15 protein-coding genes are annotated in these 18,465 nt (G+C 73.0%); 8 read left to right on the forward strand and 7 right to left on the reverse strand.

Features of this window, described 5'->3' with window-relative positions:
- Window positions 1–1,506, reverse strand: a 1,506-nt coding sequence (locus QUV83_RS06085) for a glycoside hydrolase family 26 protein (protein WP_289563309.1), incomplete at its 3' end; no start/stop codon positions are given.
- A gap of 58 nt (window positions 1,507–1,564) precedes the next feature.
- Window positions 1,565–3,139 carry a glycosyltransferase family 2 protein gene (locus tag QUV83_RS06090; RefSeq protein ID WP_289563310.1) on the reverse strand — a complete coding sequence of 525 codons (1,575 nt, stop codon included), beginning with the start codon at window positions 3,137–3,139 and terminating at the stop codon, window positions 1,565–1,567.
- A 471-nt stretch (window positions 3,140–3,610) separates the two neighbouring features.
- On the opposite strand from QUV83_RS06090, the gene QUV83_RS06095 reads away from it, so the two are divergent.
- A complete protein-coding gene (locus QUV83_RS06095) occupies window positions 3,611–4,237 on the forward strand; it encodes a hypothetical protein (RefSeq protein WP_289563311.1) in 627 nt (208 codons plus the stop codon).
- Window positions 4,238–4,250: 13 nt separating this feature from the next.
- Here the strand turns inward: QUV83_RS06095 and QUV83_RS06100 are convergent, their stop codons facing one another.
- Together QUV83_RS06100 and QUV83_RS06105 are read right to left on the reverse strand one after the other, a co-directional pair.
- Window positions 4,251–5,288: an alpha/beta hydrolase gene (locus tag QUV83_RS06100; RefSeq protein WP_289563312.1), complete on the reverse strand. Its 1,038-nt coding sequence runs from the start codon at window positions 5,286–5,288 to the stop codon at window positions 4,251–4,253.
- 124 nt (window positions 5,289–5,412) lie between these two features.
- A complete protein-coding gene (locus QUV83_RS06105; protein ID WP_289563313.1) occupies window positions 5,413–6,147 on the reverse strand; it encodes an LppM family (lipo)protein in 735 nt (244 codons plus the stop codon).
- Between the two features lie 158 nt (window positions 6,148–6,305).
- Between QUV83_RS06105 and clpB the strand changes: the two genes are divergently transcribed.
- From clpB to QUV83_RS06125, 4 genes are all read left to right on the forward strand, one after another.
- On the forward strand, window positions 6,306–8,921 hold the full coding sequence (clpB, locus tag QUV83_RS06110; RefSeq protein ID WP_289563314.1) for an ATP-dependent chaperone ClpB: 2,616 nt from the start codon (window positions 6,306–6,308) through the stop codon (window positions 8,919–8,921).
- A 58-nt stretch (window positions 8,922–8,979) separates the two neighbouring features.
- Complete coding sequence (locus QUV83_RS06115) at window positions 8,980–10,029, forward strand: Gfo/Idh/MocA family protein (protein ID WP_289563315.1); 1,050 nt, start codon at window positions 8,980–8,982, stop codon at window positions 10,027–10,029.
- A 113-nt stretch (window positions 10,030–10,142) separates the two neighbouring features.
- Complete coding sequence (locus QUV83_RS06120) at window positions 10,143–10,742, forward strand: TetR/AcrR family transcriptional regulator (protein ID WP_289563316.1); 600 nt, start codon at window positions 10,143–10,145, stop codon at window positions 10,740–10,742.
- 91 nt (window positions 10,743–10,833) lie between these two features.
- The gene (locus QUV83_RS06125) at window positions 10,834–13,320 is read left to right on the forward strand and encodes a beta-glucosidase family protein (protein WP_289563317.1); all 2,487 of its coding nucleotides are present in this window, start codon (window positions 10,834–10,836) and stop codon (window positions 13,318–13,320) included.
- Between the two features lie 15 nt (window positions 13,321–13,335).
- Here QUV83_RS06125 and QUV83_RS06130 read toward each other — a convergent pair whose 3' ends face one another.
- The 3 genes from QUV83_RS06130 to QUV83_RS06140 form a co-directional block, all read right to left on the reverse strand.
- A complete protein-coding gene (locus QUV83_RS06130) occupies window positions 13,336–13,998 on the reverse strand; it encodes a DUF4190 domain-containing protein (RefSeq protein WP_289563318.1) in 663 nt (220 codons plus the stop codon).
- Window positions 13,999–14,000: 2 nt separating this feature from the next.
- On the reverse strand, window positions 14,001–15,212 hold the full coding sequence (locus QUV83_RS06135) for a DUF4190 domain-containing protein (protein ID WP_289563319.1): 1,212 nt from the start codon (window positions 15,210–15,212) through the stop codon (window positions 14,001–14,003).
- Between the two features lie 85 nt (window positions 15,213–15,297).
- Window positions 15,298–16,095 carry an exodeoxyribonuclease III gene (locus QUV83_RS06140; protein WP_289563320.1) on the reverse strand — a complete coding sequence of 266 codons (798 nt, stop codon included), beginning with the start codon at window positions 16,093–16,095 and terminating at the stop codon, window positions 15,298–15,300.
- A 117-nt stretch (window positions 16,096–16,212) separates the two neighbouring features.
- Between QUV83_RS06140 and QUV83_RS06145 the strand changes: the two genes are divergently transcribed.
- The 3 genes from QUV83_RS06145 to QUV83_RS06155 are packed head-to-tail and all read left to right on the forward strand — an operon-like array spanning window position 16,213 to window position 18,391.
- Entirely contained in the window at window positions 16,213–17,028 is an 816-nt protein-coding gene (locus QUV83_RS06145) for an SDR family NAD(P)-dependent oxidoreductase (protein ID WP_289563321.1), read from the forward strand.
- A 37-nt stretch (window positions 17,029–17,065) separates the two neighbouring features.
- Window positions 17,066–17,629 (forward strand): orotate phosphoribosyltransferase, encoded by a 564-nt coding sequence (gene pyrE / locus QUV83_RS06150; protein ID WP_289563500.1) that lies wholly within the window; start codon window positions 17,066–17,068, stop codon window positions 17,627–17,629.
- A gap of 3 nt (window positions 17,630–17,632) precedes the next feature.
- Window positions 17,633–18,391, forward strand: coding sequence for a hypothetical protein (locus tag QUV83_RS06155; RefSeq protein ID WP_289563322.1), 759 nt, complete (start codon window positions 17,633–17,635; stop codon window positions 18,389–18,391).
- Window positions 18,392–18,465: the final 74 nt, after the last annotated feature.

Genomic DNA, 18,465 nt, shown 5'->3' on the forward strand with positions numbered 1-18,465 from the left:
GTCGGGGGTGAGCGAGTCCTCGGGGTCCGTGCCCTCGTCGGGCGCGGGGGCGCCCAGCGGCGTGCCGCCGAACCCGTGGGCGGGGTTGTTGAGCCCGGTGACGAACTCGGCCAGGGAGTTGCGGCGCGAGTCCACCCGCCAGTCGTTGGTGATGAGCTGGCCCTCGGAGTACGTCGAGACGGCCATGTTGAACCAGGCGAAGCCGATGATGTCCGCGTTCTCCGGGCGGGCGAACGCCTGGAAGAACGAGCGCACCCACGTCGGCTTCTTGCCGCCGATCTCCGACGCGCCGACCTCGGAGAGCAGGATCGGCTTGTCCGTCAGGGACCTGACCTGGTTCAGCGTCCGGTCGTAGGTGTACTGGAACGTGTGGTTGTTCTCGACCTTGTACGGGGGCCGGTAGTAGCCCGAGATGCCGACCCAGTCGACGTACGCGTCGCCCGGGTAGAGGCCCGCGAGGTTCTCGACGCTCTGCAGCGCGGCGGGCAGGTTGTTGACGATGTTCGGCGACCACACCCAGATGACGTGCTCGTTGGCGCCCTCGGCCTCGAAGATGTCATGCACGTGGCGCCACATCGCGACGTAGTCGCCGGGACGGTTCCCGTTGATCGAGGCGCCGGATCCGGTCTGCTCGGACCACGGGTACCAGACGCCGTTCATCTCGTGGTCGAGCCGGATGGCCATCGGCAGCCCGAGGGCGGCGACGTCGCGGGCGTACTGCCGCAGGTAGTCGTCGTAGCGGCCCGGGGTCCCCGTCGCGGGGTCGCCGATGATGATCGGCAGCGTGTGGTCCGGCTCCTCGATGACGTCGTTGCCCGACGTGCTGGGCCGTGACTCCCACGTGAGCATCGGCAGCATCCCGCGCTCCCAGGCGCGGACCACGGCGTCGGAGCGGAACGGCTTGTCCCAGCCGCTGAACCAGCCGACCAGGCTCGGCGTGCGGGCCACCTTGGCCGCCGCGTCGTCGAGCGTCGACCAGCTGAACGGCGCCTGCGCGGTGTACATCCCGAAGTAGCGCTGCCCGGGGTCGAGCAGCTCGCCCTTGGACGGCGCCGACGGGCGGGTGTCGACGGGCACGGCCGGGCCGGCGGGCTGAGTCGGGTTCGACGGGTTCGCCGGGTTCGACGGGTTCGCCGAGCCGGACGACCCGGTGCGGCCGGTGGTGCGACCGCTACCGCTCGAGGTGGACTTCTTCGCGGTGGACGTGGAGCCCGAGGCGGCAGCGGCCTCCTCCGCGGCGGCGCGCTCCTGCTCGCCCTTGACCCGGGCGGCCTGCTCCTTGCCGAGCGCCTCGCGCAGCGATCCGGCCTGGGCGCGGCTGCTCTGCAGCTCGTCGCGCATCGCCGCGTTCTCCCGGGCGAGCCGCTGCTCCTCCGCCGTCGGGGCCTCGGCGGCCTCGGCGACGCCGCGCAGCGACTCCACAGCGGGGGTGCTCCACACAAGACCGGTGACCAGGGCCAGCGACCCGGCCAGGGCCACTGTGGAGAGGGTGGCGCGGCGCGTCATGCGCCCACCGCGCGGCGCCCACCAGGCGCGGCCCGTGGAGGGCGGGGGGGAAGGGCGGTCAGACATAGAGCAGTGCCTCCAGGCTGAGCACGATCACGGCGATCGCATACGGGATGGCGGCCTTGGGGTTCCGCCGTGGACGGGCGCGGCCAGCCGCGGGGAGCGCCTGCACCGGCGCGGCGGCCGGGACGTGCTGGACGGTGGTGCGGGCGACTCGGCGCTCGCGGACGGCCACCCGGGTGGGGCCGTGCAGGCCGTTGTCGTGGCCGGCCTCCAGCAGCGCGAGCTCGGCCATCAGGTCGTCGTCGTCATGCGCGGGGCGCTGGTCGGGCACCAGTGGCTCCGGCCGATCGGGGCGGGGTGCGTCGGGCGCCGGGGCCGGGTCGCCGCCGGCGTAAGCCCCGGCACGGGTGCCCCAGCCGCTCGCGTGGGCCATCCGCAGGAACCCGAGCAGGCGCACCGGCATCAGGAAGAACGTGGACACGATGATGAACATCGGCAGCCGGAAGAAGTCGGACGGCACCTCCTGCAGGTGCCGGATCTGCCGCACGGCCATCGACAGCACCGTGGACACGAGCATCAGCGCCACCACCCACAGCCAGCCGCCGCGGGCGCCGTACGTCTCGAGGATCGCCTGGTAGAGGTTGACGCCGGTGCCGCTGATGGCGCGGTAGGCCCAGCCGAGCAGCGTCCCGATGAGCAGGAACGGCAGCAGGATGTCGGCGAGGAAGAAGATCGCCAGGATGGGCGCGTGGCCCAGCATCCAGGGCAGCATGCGCAGGGTGTTGTACTGGCTGCCGCGGGCCCAGCGGAGCTGCTGCTTGAACAGCTTCTTGATCTCCAGCGGGGCGTCCGTGTAGACGAGGCTGGTGTGCTGGTAGACGGTGCGGTAGCCCTGCTTGAGGGTGAGGTTCGTCAGGGTCCGGTCGTCGGAGACCTCGAGGAACACGCCCATGAACTTCTGGTTCATGAAGTCGTCCATGGCCCGGATGAGGATCTCCCGGCGGAACGCGATGGTGCGGCCGGGCAGGCAGCCCACCTGGCCCAGCACCGACTGCGCGGGCATCGAGTACAGCGACCGGGAGTTCTCCAGCCAGTCCGCCCAGCGCGTGATCCAGGACCGGGTGGGCTCCAGGATCCGCTGCCGGGTGGTGACGCCGCCGATGCTGGAGTCGGCGAACGGCTTGACGAGCTCGCGCAGCGTCCCGTCGGTCCAGATGGTGTCGGAGTCGAGCAGCACGGTGATCTCGTGGCGCGACATCTCGGTGCCGATCTTCACCGCGTTCCGCTTTCCGGGTATGGGCGTGTGCACCCATTGGACGAGCGGCGCGAACTCCTCGCAAACAGCCACCAGGCCGGGGTTGGGGGCGCCATTGATGACGACGATCACCTCGTCGGGAGATTGCTCGGTGACGCGGCCCAGCACTTCTCGAAAGAGGTCGAGAGGCTCGTCCACGACGGGCACGATGACGCTGGTGCCCACCTGGTGCTCGGCGGTGAAGGGACGGTAGCGGCGCGAGAGCACCACCTTGAGGAGCCACAGCGCCCACACCAGGCCCGAGAACACGGCGAAGAGGTAGAGCTCAGCGTTGTCGTCGAGCATGTGGCGGACCTGGAGCAGGAAGATGAACATCGCGCTGACCTCGAGTGACGTCGTCGTTCAGGCTGGGATTGCACTCGGCGTCGTTGGCGAGGCGGGTGGACGGGGATCGTCGGACCAGGCGCACCGACGCGGGCGTCGGGCATGCTCGACCGACGCTCGGGGTGGTCTCCCCGAGCGCCTGACCGGTCGGTGCGGCTGAGGCGACGCCGACCGGTTGGTCCGATTCGGCGTGATCCACACACTGGACGCTCGCACCCGAAGAATGCAACCTCCGTCTATTCGACGTGTGCGATTCCGGGCCATTTCTGGGGGTCAGTCTGGGCCGAATGTCCACTATTGCAATGTCTTGGCGCGCGCCTCAGGGTGTCACGTATGAGAACATTCTCATTGACGGACGGATGTCCAGTACAGGCGTCCTGAACGTGCGTCCATGAATGCCGCCACGATAATTTGCGAGAATGCAATACGTGTGCTGGGGCGTCGCGGTGTACCTTCTGCCGGATGCATGGCATCGAAGGCGGCGACGACCTCGGCCTGACGTTCACGGGCCTGACGTTCACGGGTATGGCGGAGTCGCTCGCGCGCATCGACGCGGGCCTGAGGGAGCTGCGACGCGACGCGCTGCTCGAGCTGCTCATGCCGGCGGTGGAGCCGAGCAGGACCAGGGCGGTGCTCACGGCGCACGGGTTGCCGTCCCGCGCCGCAGTCGAGGCGCTGTACGGCTGGCGCGGCGGCACGGGGCCAGGCGATGCGCGCCTGGGCGACATCTCGATGCTCCCCGGCTTCTACCTGCTCACCCTGGACGACGCCCTCGCGAACTACGAGGCGTTCCTCCCGGACGCCCGGTGGGCGCCCGGTTGGCTCCCCCTGTTCGCGAACGGTGGCGGCGACTTCTACGTCGCCGACCTCGGCGGGGAGATGGCCGGCTCGGTGCGCCACTTCCGGATCGACGAGTCGGAGCATCCCGTCGATTTCCTGACGTTGGCCGACATGGCGCGCACGATGGCCGCCGCCTTCGACCGCGGCGTCTTCTTCGTCGACTCCCACGGCCACCTCGAGATGAACGACCTCGACTTCGCCGCCGTGGCCGCCGAGCTCAACCCGCGCGTCCCGTGGTGGGTGGACTGAGCGACCACTCCGCTCAGCGGGGTAGCCGGGCGTCCAGCCAGTCGAGCACCTCGCGCAGGTACTGGGCGCGTGCCGTGCCGGCCGAGAGCGCGAGGTCGTGCGTCCCTCCCGGCACCTCGACCAAGGTCACGTCCGCCCCCAGCCGCGTCGATCGCGCCGCGATCTGGGCGACGTCCAGCACCGAGTCCGTCGACAGCAGCGCGTCATGCCACCGGTCGTCGGGTCCCGAGGCGTCAGAGGCCAGCACCAGCACCGGGCACGAGATCGCCAGGCCGCGCGCGACCCGCGCATGGCCCCGCCGCACCGTCCGCAACCAGCCCGCCCGCACGGGGAACCCGCCATGCGGCTTCCACGCCAGGTTGTAGTCCCACTCGCCACCCGTGCCCACGTGCAGCGCGGGGCCGTAGAAGCCGCCGAGCCGGCCCACCTTCAACCGTGGCGCGAACCGGCCGACCACGTCGATCACCCGCGTGGCCACAACCCGCTCGAGCCACGAGCCCCGCAGGTCCAGCCACGGGCTGTTCAGCACCACGGCGTCGATGACGCCCGCGTCGCGCCGGGCTTCGACCCACAGCGCCGCGATCAACCCACCCGTCGAGTGGCCCACCAGCACGATCTCGTCATGGTCGGCCAGCAGCACCCGCGCCGCGGCGTCCAGCTCCTCGCTGTACACCGAGAGGTCCGTCACGTAGTTGGGCTCCTGCCAGGGCAGGAGCGAGCGGCCGTAGCCGCGCAGGTCCAGGGCGTAGAAGTCCTCGCCGTGCGCCGCGAACGCGTCACCGACGTGGCGTTGGAAGAAGTAGTCGACGAAGCCGTGCACGTACAGCACCGCGCGCCGTGACGGCGGGGCGCCCGGATCCGGGACGCGGCGCACCAGAGTCGCCACGGGTGTGCCGCCGGGCTCGGGGCGCAACGGCAGCGTCTGCGCGGTCCAGCCCTCGCCGAGCACATCGGGCACGGCCGCGGGGACGGCCGCGGGGGCGGTGGCGGTCGAGCCGGTGGCGGGCGCGTCGTCAGGCAGGGCGTGGTCGGGCAGGGCCTGGTCGGACATGCCGTGATCGTGTCACGGGGCTGGCGCGGCGTCTCGCCCGCGGCTGATGAGTCGCGCTGGCATTGCGGTCCGCCCTGCCCGGGCTGAGGCTGGACGGTGAGTCCGCTGAGCTCGGGGGGTGGCGTCAGGTGGCGGCAGTGTGGCCGGAACGAGAGGCGTCGCGAGGAGCTTGGCCGCCCGACGGGCCGCCGGGACGGCGGGTGCGGGCCGCGACGAGGGCCGCGAGCATCGCCAGGACGGCGACTCCGCCGGCCAGCCAGATCCACTGCGGGGTGGACTCCGGGGCGGCGGCCCCCGCGATGGCCGAGCCCTGCGCGGAGAGGGTCAGCCGGTCGCCGCGGGAGGCGTGCCAGGTGACGGTGCGCCCGTCGAGCTCGCCGTTGTGGTCGGCGACGGCGCCGGGGAACGTGATGCGCACCCGCACGTCCAGGTCGTCGAGGGCGGCGTCGTCGGCCTGCCCGGTGGACGCGCCGATCATCTCCTCGGAGACGTCGATCGCCCCCGAGACGACGAAGGAGTCGCCGTCGCGGGTGATCTCCACCGACGAGCCGTCGCTGCCGAAGGTGTCCAGCGGCGCGTTCTCGACGGTGACGCGTTTGCCCGCGTACCCGTCCTCAGTGAAGGACTCGACGGTCGCGCCGGGCAGCTCGCCGGACAGCGCGGGGAGCTGGAGTGACTCCACCAGGTCCTCGGCGGCGACGCCGGATCGCTCGGCGAAGGCCTCCGAGACGGCGAAGGTCAGCGACCCGCTCTGGGTGTCGTCGGGGTGCAGCGTGGTCGCGAGGTCGACCCGCACGCACCCGGCCAGGCCGAGTGTCACGAGGGCCACGAGCGCGACGGCAGTGGTGCGTCGAGGCATGGGGGACACCCTGGCGCCCGGACGACTCGTGCGGAAGGGGCAAAGCGGACCTCGCCCAGCCATGCAGTGTTGAGCCGAGTAGGCTCAACTCCAGTTGAAAGACCCGCGGGGAAGCCCCGTGGGCCGACCGCACCAGCTCTTGTGGCACCGGAGGAACGATGGACGCGAAGTTCACGACCAAGGCGCAGGAGGCGCTGGGCGACGCCATCCAGCAGGCGTCCGCCGCAGGCAACCCGCAGCTCGAGCCCGCCCACCTGCTCAACGCGCTGCTCACCCAGGAGGGCGGCGTCGCCAACGCGCTGCTCGACGCCGTGGGCGCCGATCGCACCGCCCTCGGCCGCGCCGTGCGGGCCACCCTCGTCGGGCTGCCCGCCGCCACCGGCTCCGCCGTCGCGCAGCCCACCGCGTCTCGCGCCACCGCCACAGCCCTCGAGGCCGCCCAGGCCGAGGCGCGCGCCCTCGGCGACGAGTACGTCTCCACCGAGCACCTGCTCATCGGCGTCGCCGCCGGCCAGAGCGGCGTCGCCGACGCCCTGCGGTCCCAGGGGGCCTCGCGTGAGGCGCTCGTCGCGACGCTGCCCACGGTGCGCGGCACCGGGCGGGTCACGAGCCCCAACCCGGAGGGCACGTTCAAGGCGCTGGAGCAGTACGGCAATGACCTCACGCAGGCGGCGCGCGACGGCAAGCTCGACCCGGTGATCGGCCGCGACTCCGAGATCCGCCGCGTCGTGCAGGTGCTGTCCCGGCGCACCAAGAACAACCCCGTGCTGATCGGGGAGCCCGGCGTCGGCAAGACGGCAGTGGTCGAGGGCCTCGCCCAGCGCATTGTCGCGGGGGACGTGCCCGAGTCGCTGCGCGGCAAGCGGCTCATCGCGCTGGACCTCGGGGCCATGGTCGCGGGCGCCAAGTACCGCGGCGAGTTCGAGGAGCGGCTCAAGGCCGTCCTGGAGGAGATCAAGAACTCCGACGGCGAGGTCATCACCTTCATCGACGAGCTGCACACCGTCGTCGGCGCGGGGGCCTCCGAGGGCTCGATGGACGCCGGCAACATGCTCAAGCCGATGCTGGCGCGCGGCGAGCTGCGCATGGTCGGCGCCACCACCCTCGACGAGTACCGCGAGCACATCGAGAAGGACCCCGCGCTGGAGCGCCGCTTCCAGCAGGTCTTCGTCGGCGAGCCCAGCGTCGAGGACGCCGTCGCGATCCTGCGCGGGCTCAAGGAGCGCTACGAGGCGCACCACAAGGTCACGATCTCCGACGCCGCCCTGGTCGCCGCCGCGACCCTCTCCGACCGGTACATCCCCGGCCGCCAGCTCCCCGACAAGGCCATCGACCTGGTCGACGAGGCCGCGAGCCGCCTGCGGATGGAGCTCGACTCGTCCCCGATCGAGATCGACGAGCTCCAGCGTGCCGTCGCGCGGCTGACCATGGAGGAGATCACCCTCGAGAACGCCGACGACGACGCGTCGCGCGAGCGCCTGGAGAAGATCCGCGCCGACCTCGCCGACCGCCGCGAGGAGCTCGCGGGGCTGACGGCGCGGTGGGAGAAGGAGAAGGCCGGCCACAACATGGTCGGCGACCTCAAGGCGCGGCTCGACGAGCTGCGCGGCGCCGCCGAGCGGGCTGAGCGCGAGGGCGACCTCGCCGCCGCCGGCCGCATCCTCTACGGCGAGATCCCGGCCGTGCAGAAGGAGATCGAGGAGGCCGAGCGCCACGAGCAGGAGGTCGGCGACGAGGACGCGGCAGGCCCGGCGCCCGCGCCGATGATCGCCGAGAAGGTCGGGCCCGACGAGGTCGCCGAGGTCGTCTCGGCCTGGACGGGCATCCCCGCCGGGCGGCTGCTCGAGGGCGAGAGCGCCAAGCTCATGCGGATGGAGGACGTGCTGGGCGGCCGGATCATCGGGCAGAAGCAGGCCGTCGCCGCGGTGTCCGACGCGGTGCGCCGCGCCCGGGCCGGCGTCTCCGACCCCGACCGGCCCACCGGCTCGTTCCTGTTCCTGGGCCCCACGGGCGTCGGCAAGACCGAGCTCGCGAAGGCGCTCGCGGACTTCCTGTTCGACGACGAGCGCGCGATGGTGCGCATCGACATGTCGGAGTACTCCGAGAAGCACTCGGTGGCCCGGCTCGTCGGGGCGCCCCCCGGCTACGTCGGCTACGAGGAGGGCGGCCAGCTCACCGAGGCGATCCGCCGCCGCCCGTACTCGGTGGTGCTGCTCGACGAGGTGGAGAAGGCCAACCCGGAGATCTTCGACATCCTGCTGCAGGTGCTCGACGACGGCCGGCTGACCGACGGCCAGGGCCGCACTGTCGACTTCCGCAACGTCATCCTCATCCTCACGTCGAACCTCGGCTCGCAGTTCCTCGCCGACCAGACCCTCGACGACGCCGCCAAGCAGGAGGCCGTGATGACGGCCGTGCGTGCCGCGTTCAAGCCCGAGTTCCTCAACCGGCTCGACGACGTGGTGCTGTTCCACACGCTGGGCCTGGAGGACATCGGGCAGATCGTGGACCTGCAGGTCGCGAACCTGGCCAAGCGGCTCTCCGACCGCCGCCTGGTGCTCGACGTGACACCCGCCGCGAAGGAGTGGCTCGCGATCGAGGGCTACGACCCGGCCTACGGCGCCCGGCCGCTGCGCCGGCTCGTGCAGAAGGAGATCGGCGACCAGCTCGCACGGCTGCTGCTGTCCGGGCAGGCCCATGACGGCGACACGATCGTCGTCGACCATCCCTCGGCCGAGGATCGAGGGTTGACGCTCACATCGCGGGGCTCCTGACCTGCGGGTAAGCCCCGGGCGCCACGCGCCCGGGGCGCCTGTCTGCCAGAGTTCCGCCATGACGACGACGACCGTCCTGCCCACGCCCCGGCACGCCGACCCGCGCGACGCGCCGCCGCTGCGCTGGGGGATCATCGCGCCTGGCTGGATCGCGGGGCAGCTCACGTCGGCGATGCATGCGCACACGGGCCAGCGGGTCGTCGCGGTCGGCTCCCGCTCGGCTGAGCGGGGCGCCGAGTTCGCGCGGCGGCACGGCGTGGACCGTGCCTACCCGGGGTATGAGCGCCTGGTCGAGGACCCGGACGTCGACGTCGTGTACGTCGCGAGCCCGCACAGCCACCACCGCGAGCAGGCGCTGGCCGCGATCGCCGCGGGCAAGCACGTCCTCGTGGAGAAGGCCTTCACCCGCAACGCGGCCGAGGCCCGCGAGGTGGTCGACGCCGCCCGCGCCGCCGGGGTGCTGTGCATGGAGGCGATGTGGAGCCGGTACCTGCCGCAGACGGATGTGGTGCGCCAGCTCCTGGACGACGGCGCGCTGGGTGACGTGCGCCTGGTGACCGGCGACTATGGCGTGCGCACCGACCCGCCGCCGGGGCACCGGCTGCTGGACCCGGCCCTCGCGGGCGGGGTGCTGCTGGACCTGGGCGTCTACCCGCTGTCCTTCGCGTCGTTCGTCGCGACGCACTCGGGCTGGGGCGCCCCGGTGGCCGTGCACGCCGCGGGCGTGCTCGCGTCCACGGGGGTGGACGCCCAGGCGACGGTGCTGCTGGACCACGCGGGCGGCGGGCAGGCGCAGGTCTTCACGTCGATGCTGGCCGCGACGGGCCGCACCGCCACGGTGACGGGCTCGCGCGGGCGGCTCGAGATGGGCGAGGACTTCTTCGCGCCGTCGAGCGTGGCCCTGTGCGTGGGCGACGAGCGGGTGGTGTGGGACGACGACCCGCTGCGCGGCCACGACGGCCTCTGCTATCAGACGGCGGCCCTCGCTCGGTACGTCGCAGAGGGGCGCACCGAGTCCCCGTGGCTGCCGCTCGAGGAGACGGTGCGGGTGCTCGAGACCGCCGATGAGGTCCGTCGGCAGCTCGGTGTCGTCTTCCCGGGCGAATGAACACGATTTCATATCCCCTCTGTCACTCGTACGAGTGACAGAGGGGATCAAACAGCCGCGAATGGGGGCGTACTCTCGATCTGCCAACGGCCGGGGGGCAACGAGGGGGCGCAGTGACCAGCCAGATCGAGCGTGGCTATGCCAAGGGACGGGCGCGGCGCCAGCAGATCCTCGACGAGGCGATGGCGCTCTTCGGCGACGTGGGCTACCGGGCGGCCTCCCTGCGTGAGATCGCAGCCCGCGCCGGCATCTCGCACCCCGGGCTACTGCACCACTTCACCAGCAAGGAGTCCCTCCTACTCGCCGTGCTGGAGCGCCGCGACGAGACGGACTCCGCGCAGTTCGACCTCACCGCGTCGACCGGCACCGAGGTGCTGCGGCACATGCTCGACCTCGCCGACTACAACGCCACCCGGCCCGGCATCGTCGAGCTGTCCTGCGTGCTCGCCGCCGAGGCGACGTCACCCGACCACCCGGCCCACGAGTTCTTCACCGACCGCTACGAGCGCGCCGTGCGGCTGTGCATCGACGCGTTCGAGGAGGCCCGCGACGCCGGGCAGCTCAACCCCGACGTGGACCCCGAGCACGCCGCCCGCAGCTTCATCGCCCTGATGGACGGGCTGCAGGTGCAGTGGCTGCTCGACCGCGAGGGCGTCGACATGGCCGGGACCCTCCGCGAGCACCTCTCCCGGCAGCTCAAGGCCGGCTTCTAGCCCTCGCCCGCCTCGCCCAGCCCGGCAGCGCCGCGACAGGCCAGCCGTGGTAGGCATGAAGTCGGACATTCCCCGACGAGCGAGGTCGACGATGACCACCACCCTGGACGACGCAGACCTCGACCGGCTCCTCGCGCGCCTGAGCCTGGCCCAGAAGGTCCGCCTGCTCACCGGCGCCGACTTCTGGTCCCTGCACGCCGAGCCGGCGATCGGGCTGCGCGCCCTCGTGATGTCGGATGGGCCCGCCGGGGTGCGCGGCGCCGTCTGGGACGAGCGCGACCCGTCGCTCAACCTGCCCAGCGGCACCGCGCTGGCCGCCTCCTGGGACCCAGGGCTCGCGTACCGGTACGGCGCCGCGATGGCGCAGGAGGCCCGCCGCAAGGGTGTGGACGTGGTGCTCGGCCCCACCATCAACCTGCACCGCAGCCCGCTGGGCGGCCGCCACTTCGAGGCGTTCTCCGAGGATCCGCTGCTCACCGGGGTGATCGCCGCCGCCGTGGTGCGCGGCCTGCAGGACAACGGCGTCGCCGCCTGCCCCAAGCACTACGTGGCCAACGACTTCGAGACCGAGCGGTTCACCGCCTCCGTCGACGTCTCCGCCAAAGCGCTGCACGAGGTGTACCTGCAACCCTTCGAGCAGATCGTCACCGGCGCCGGCTCCTGGGCGGTGATGAGCGCCTACAACGCCGTCGACGGCGTGACCATGAGCGAGCACGACCTGCTGCGCTCCCCGCTCAAGTCGGGGTGGGGGTTCGACGGGGTGGTCGTCTCCGACTGGATGGCCGTGCGCTCCCTCGACGCGGCGCGAGCAGCCCAAGACGTGGTGATGCCCGGCCCCGACGGGCCCTGGGGTGACGCGCTGGTCGACGCGGTGGAGGCGGGCGAGATCTCCGCCGATGCCGTCGACGACAAGGTGCGACGGCTGCTCCTGCTCGCCGCCCGGGTGGGCGCCCTCGAGCTCGCGCAGGGCTCGCGGGCCACCGCCGACGCCCCCCGCGACGTGCGGCCCGACGTCGACCCGGACACGGTGCTGCTGGCCCGCGAGGTGGAGGCGCGCGGCATCGTGCTGGCGAGCAACGACGGCGTGCTGCCGCTGCAGCCCCCCGACACGCCGGGCCCGCGCCGGATCGCGGTGCTGGGCCAGGCCGCCGTCCTGCCGCGCACCCAGGGCGGCGGGTCCGCCACCGTCGTCCCCTCCCGCGTCGTGACACCGGTGGACGGCCTGCGCGCCGCGCTCCCCGACGTGGAGGTCGCACACGCCACCGGGGCGCTCGTCCACCAGGGCCTGCTGCCGTTCGACCTGGACACGGTGCGCGATCCCGAGACGGGCGAGCCGGGCGTGCGCACCCGGTTCCTGGCCGCCGACGGCGCCGTGGTGCTCGACGAGGCACGCCGTGCCAGCACGCTGATGTGGCTCGGCGACGCGCCCGACGCCGACGTCTTCGAAGTCGTTGCCGACTTCACCCCACCCGCCTCCGGGCCGATCGAGCTCGGCTTCGCCGTCGTCGGCGACACGACGCTCGAGGTCGACGGGGAGCAGGTGCTGCAGGCCGCCCTCGCCTCCGAGTCGACGGACCTCGCCGCCGCGCTGATGTCCCCGCCCGCCGCCACGACACGCCTCACCGTGGAGGCGGGCCGGACGTACCGCCTGCGGTGGCGGCATCCGCTGACGGGGCTCGCGGCCATGTCCGGCGGGCCCACGACCGTCGGCGCCCTCGGATTCACCGCCGGATGGCGCCCCGTGGTCGACTCGCCGGCCGAGCTCATCGCCGAGGCCGCCGCCCTGGCCCGCGAGGCCGATGTCGCAGTGGTGGTGGTCGGCACCAACGAGGACGTCGAGTCCGAGGGGTTCGACCGCCGCGACCTGCGGCTGCCCGGCGCCCAGGACGACCTGGTGCGGGCCGTGGCGGCCGCGCAGCCCCACACCGTGGTGGTGGTGAACTCCGGGTCGCCGGTGCTCATGCCGTGGCGTGACGAGGTCGGCGCGGTGCTGCTCACCTGGTTCGGCGGGCAGGAGTACGGCAACGCGCTCGCCGAGGTGCTCGTCGGGCATCGGGAGCCCAGCGGGCGCCTGCCGACCACCTGGCCCGCCGCCGAGGAGGACGTGCCAGTGCTCGACGTGACACCGCGCGACGGGGTGCTGCGCTACGCCGAGGGCATCCACGTCGGCTACCGGGCCTGGCTCCGCTCCGGGGCCACACCCGCCTACCCGTTCGGGCATGGGCTCGGCTACACCAGCTGGTCCTACGACGCGGTGCGGCTGACGGCCGACGGGCATGACGTGGTGGCGCGCGTGACGATCACGAACACGGGCCTGCGGCGTGGGCGGGAGGTGGTGCAGGCCTACCTCGAGCGGTCCGACTCCGTGGTCGAGCGGCCCGCGCTGTGGCTCGCCGGGTGGGCGGTCGTCGAGGCGGACCCCGGCGAGCACGTCACCGCCGAGGTGCGGGTGGCCGCGCGGGCCTTCCAGCACTGGGACGTGCCGAGCGAGTCGTGGGCCGCCGAGCCGGGGGAGTTCACCCTGCGGGTGGGCCGCGATGTCACGGCCGACCGGCTGGCCGTCACCATCGTGCGCTGACCTGCCGCCCTGCGCTCAGGGCAGGATGACGCTGCCGTCGAGGAACGACCCCGTCAGGCCGCCGCCGTCGACAGTGGCCAGGCACAGCCCGGTGCGGTCGCCACGCTTCCAGGACTGCTCAGTGGGCGCCCAGGCCACCGCGCGCACCCCGGCGGCGACCTCGTCCGGCGTCAACGTGCACGCCGCCCAGACCCGTCGATCCGCCGCCTGCTGCCCGGGCCACACCGCCGCCCGGTCGAACCGGTACTCGGTGACGACCTGCGCCGCATGCGGCTGGTCGCACGGCGTCACCGTCACGTCGTCCACGTCGCCGCCTGCCGGCAGCGGGTCGACGCAGTGCCCGGTGACGAGCTGCACCGCCTGCGCGTCGCGTGGGGCGTCGACGTCGAGGGGCAGGGGGCGTGTGGCCGCCGCGGTGAGCTGCACGCCGACGGCCACGGCGGCGATCGCGAGCGACCCCACCACGCCGAGCCCGATGCCGACGAGCGCGAGCCGCCCGCCACGGCTGCCGTGCGCTCGAGTGCGCCGCAGCCCGATGACGCCGAGGGCGATCGCGACGGGGCCGGTCATCAGCGCCCCTGCGACGACCGACGCGACCGACCAGCGGTCGAGCGGCGCGCGCGGCGGGTGCCAGCCCGGCGCGTAGTACGGCTCGGGCTGCACCGGGTCGAAGGCCACGCTCAGCTCAGCACCCCGTCGCCCGCCATGAGGGTCTGCGCCACCGCGGAGCCGGTCACGCTTCCGCCGGAGATGGCCACGCAGTACCCGGTGGTCTCGCCGTCCGCCCAGTACGACGGGTGCGGGTAGTACACGTCCATTGACTCCCACTCGTCCGCGTAGGGCGACCCCAGCGCGTCGAGCTCAGCCCAGCAGTCCTCCCAGGCCACGTCGACGGCGGGGTCCACGCCCATGTCCCAGGGGGCTGCCGAGAGCTCGAAGGTGCCGATCACCTCGGCGCTGTGCGGCACAGCGCAGTCGACCAGGAGGGCGTCGCTCATGTCGTACATCTCCGGCCACGCGTCGAGGCACTGCCCGGCCCCGAACGGCCCGGCGAGCTCGTAGACCTGCACGTCCGCGCCGAAGGCGTCCTCATCCCAGGGCCACGAGTCCGAGCCGAGGCTCTCGTCGTCCCAGGTCGTCTCCCACCCCGCGCTGCTGCTCGGCTGCGAGGCGGCGTAGGCCATCAGCGCGATGAATCCCGCCAGCATCAGCGTCATGAGCCCGCCGGTGACGATCCCCCCGATGGCCAGGCCGCGACCGCGGGCGCCTGAGCGGCGGATCCGCACCAGGGCGGCGATGCCGAGCCCCAGCCCGATCGGCCCCGTGGCCCCGACGCTGAACAGGCCCACGCCGCTGGTCACGAGCGAGGCGATGGCCAGCCCGTCCACCGGTGGCTGCGGCGGGCCCCAGGCGCCGGGGGGCGGGTAGTAGCCGCCGGGCCCGTACGGCTGCCCGGGTGTCGTGGGGCCGCCGTACGGCGGCTGGGTCGGAGGCCCGCCATAGGGCGGGGCCGTGTTGTACGGGGACGCCGCGCCGTACGGAGGCGCCGCGTTGTACGGCGACGCCGGGGCCTGCGACGCCGGCCCCTGCGACGTCGGGGCCCCGAAGGTGGCGGGGGCGCCGTACGCGGGGGCGCCGTATGTGGGGGCGCCGCCGTATCCGGGCCGGTCGCCGCCGGGCGCGACGGGGTAGGGCGCGGAGGCAGGAGCTCCCGCCGGGGGGCCGTACGGCGACGACTGCTCAGCCGCCGCCGGGGGGCCGTACGGCGAGGGCTGCGAGGCCGCCGCATCCGCAGGGGCCTCGAAGGGCGCGGGCCCTGCGGTGGGCGCGGGAACCGCGAACGGGTCGGGACGGTCCTGGTCGGGGGCGGGCCAGGTCGGGGGCGTGCTCATGGGCAGGAACGTATCGGAGCGCGTGAGCCCGGCGCGGGCGCTTCCACAGATGCCGGCTCGGAAGTCGCCCGGCTGGCGGTGTGGATCAGTCCGCCAGGTCCAAGATCACGGGCACGTGGTCGGAGGGCGCCTTGCCCTTGCGCTCGTTCCGCTCGATCGTCGCGCCCGTGACCCGGGCCGCGAGGGCGGGCGAGGCGTAGGTGAAGTCGATGCGCATGCCCTCGTTGCGGGGGAAGCGGAGCTGCTGGTAGTCCCAGTAGGTGAAGGTGCGCGCGGGGATGTGCTCGCGGGAGACCTCGGTGTACCCGGCGTCGGCGAAGGCGGTGAAGGCCTCGCGCTCGGCGGGGGTGACGTGGGTGCGGCCGGCGAACTTCTCGATGTCCCACACGTCCTCGTCGAGCGGGGCGATGTTCCAGTCGCCCACCAGCGCGATCTGCGCGTTCGGGTCGCCCGTCCCGGGGCTGATCCAGGCCTCCGCCTGGGCGCGCAGGTGCTTGAGCCACTCGAGCTTGTAGGCGTAGTGCGGGTCGTCGATCTCCCGGCCGTTGGGGATGTACAGGCTCCACACCTTCACCCCGCCGCAGGTGGCGCCCAGCGCCCGCGCCTCGGTGACCGGCTCCACGCCGAACCCGGGCTGCCCGGCGAATGTCGTCTCGACGTCCTCCAGGCCCACGCGCGAGATGATCGCGACGCCGTTCCACTGGCTGAAGCCGAGCGTGGCGACCTCGTAGCCCGCGGCCTCGAAGGCCTCGCGGGGGAACTGCTCGTCCTTGCACTTCGTCTCCTGCAACGCCAGCACGTCGGTGCCGGTGCGCTCCAGGAAGGCCAGGGCCCGGTCGGTGCGGGCACGGATCGAGTTGATGTTCCAGGTGGCGAGGCGCATGAGCGCCAGGCTAGCCGCCGGCGCCCACGGGGCTGCCCTCGCATCGGGTCGATGTGACGCAGATCCGCCGCGCGAGGTTCTGAGACAACAGGCCCGACGGCTCCGTAGGGTGGCGGCATGGGAACCGCACTCATCACCGGCGCCAGCGCCGGACTCGGGCTCGAGTTCGCCTGGCAGCTCGCGACGGCCAAACATGACGTGGTGCTCGTCGCGCGCGACACCGAGCGCCTGGAACGCCTCGCCTCGCAGTTGCGCGCCGCGGCGGGCATCCACGCCGAGGTCCTCACCGCCGACCTGACCGATCGGGCCGACCTGGAGCGGGTCGCCGCGCGACTGCGCGACGAGTCCCGCCCGGTGGGCCTGCTGGTGAACAACGCCGGCATCGGGCTGCACCAGCCGTTCGTCGGCGGGGACTTCGAGCGTGAGGAGAAGGCCTTCGACCTGATGGTGCGCTCGGTCATGGTGCTGTCCCACGCGGCAGCGGAGGCCATGGTCGAGCGGGGTCGTGGGGCGATCCTCAACGTGGCGTCGGTGGCGGCGCTGCTCGCGTCGGGCACCTACTCGGCGCACAAGGCCTGGGTGCGGACGTTCACCGAGGGCCTGGCCGTGGAGCTGCGGGGCACGGGGGTGACGGCCACGGTGCTGTGCCCGGGGTTCGTGCACACCGAGTTCCACGACCGCGCGGGCATCGACAAGAACGTGCTGCCCGAGATCGCGTGGCTCAACGCCGATGACGTGGTCGCGGCCGCGCTCGCGGATGTGCGGCGCGGGGTGGTCATCTCGACGCCGAGCCTGCGCTACCGGCTGGCTGCGGGGGTGGCCCGCCTGCTGCCACGCTCGGCCATCCGGGCGTTCGGGTCCTACCGGCGGGCCGCGCCGGAGCGGGAGGCCTGGACGGCTGCGGGCTCCTCGTCGTCGGGCGACGATCGGTAGCCTGTGCACCGTGAACAACGCGCCTGACGCCTCGTCGATGTCCCTCACTCCCCGCGAGCAGCTCCTCGCCCTGATCATGGAGCTCGCGGTGGTCCGGGGGAAGGTCACGCTGTCCTCGGGGCGCGAGGCCGACTACTACGTGGACCTGCGGCGCGTCACGCTGCACCACCGCGCGGCGCCGCTGATCGGCCACCTGCTGCTGGACCGGCTCGAGGAGGTCGGGCTGGGCACCGCGGAGATCGACGCGGTGGGCGGCCTGACGCTCGGCGCGGACCCCGTCGCCACCGCGTTGCTGCACGCCGCGGCCTCGCGCGGCCAGGACCTCGACGCGTTCGTGGTCCGCAAGGAGATCAAGGCGCACGGCATGCAGCGCCGGATCGAGGGCCCCGACATCGCCGGGCGGCGCGTCGTCGTCCTGGAGGACACGTCCACCACCGGCGGCTCGCCGATCGCCGCCGTGGAGGCCGCGCGCGAGGCCGGCGCCGAGGTCATGGGCGTCGCGGTGATCGTGGACCGCGCGACGGGCGCCGCCGAGAAGATCGAGGCGATGGGCGTCCCTTACCACTACCTGTTCAGCCTGGCCGACCTCGGCCTGGCCTGACCCATGCGCCGCCGCCCGGGCATCGCGGCCGCGGTGCTCGGCGTGCTCGTGGTCGGCTCGATCGCCTGGAGCGCGCTGGCCGCGGACGGCACGCTGCTGGCCCCGGTGGTCATCGGGTGGCTGGTGGTCGGGGGCGTGGCGCTGGCGTGGTGGCTCGACGAGAAGCGGCATGAGCGCCTGGCCCAGTGGGCCGTCGCGCGCGGCTGGTCGTATCAGCGCCAGGACCAGTCGCTCGTGTCGACGTGGAGTGGCGAGCCGTTCGGCGAGGGCCACAGCCGGCGGGCAACCGAGGTGCTGCGCGGCGCCGTGGACGGCCACGGGGTCGTGTCCTTCACCTACCGCTGGACCGTCGGCTCGGGCAAGGAGAAGACGACGCACACCCGCCAGGTGGTGGCGTTGGGCCTGCCGACGGCGCTGCCCACCCTCGAGCTCACGCCCGAGTGGCTCGGCACCCGGGTGCTCCGGGCCTTCGGCGGTCAGGACATCCAGTTCGAGTCCGAGGACTTCAACCGGGCCTGGCGGGTGCGGGCGCGGAACCTGAAGTTCGCGCACGACGTGGTGAACCCCCGCCTGATGGCCCGGCTGCTGCTGCCGGACGCCCGGGGGGAGAGCCTGCGGATCGAGGGGGCGACGGTGCTGACCTGGATGCCCGGCCGCACGGACCCCGCGCGGGTCGACGCCGCACTCACGCTGCTGCGGGCGGTTTCCACCGCAGTCCCGCAGCACGTCTGGGAAGACATGGGACGCCCGACGCCCCGCTGACCTGCGGTGATGGCCGGGGTCATGTGACGGTCGCCCGCTACCATCCTGTTCCACCCCGACTCTGGAGGTCCCCC

Source organism: Cellulomonas cellasea (assembly GCF_030372105.1).
Taxonomy (GTDB): Bacteria; Actinomycetota; Actinomycetes; order Actinomycetales; family Cellulomonadaceae; genus Cellulomonas_A; species Cellulomonas_A cellasea_A.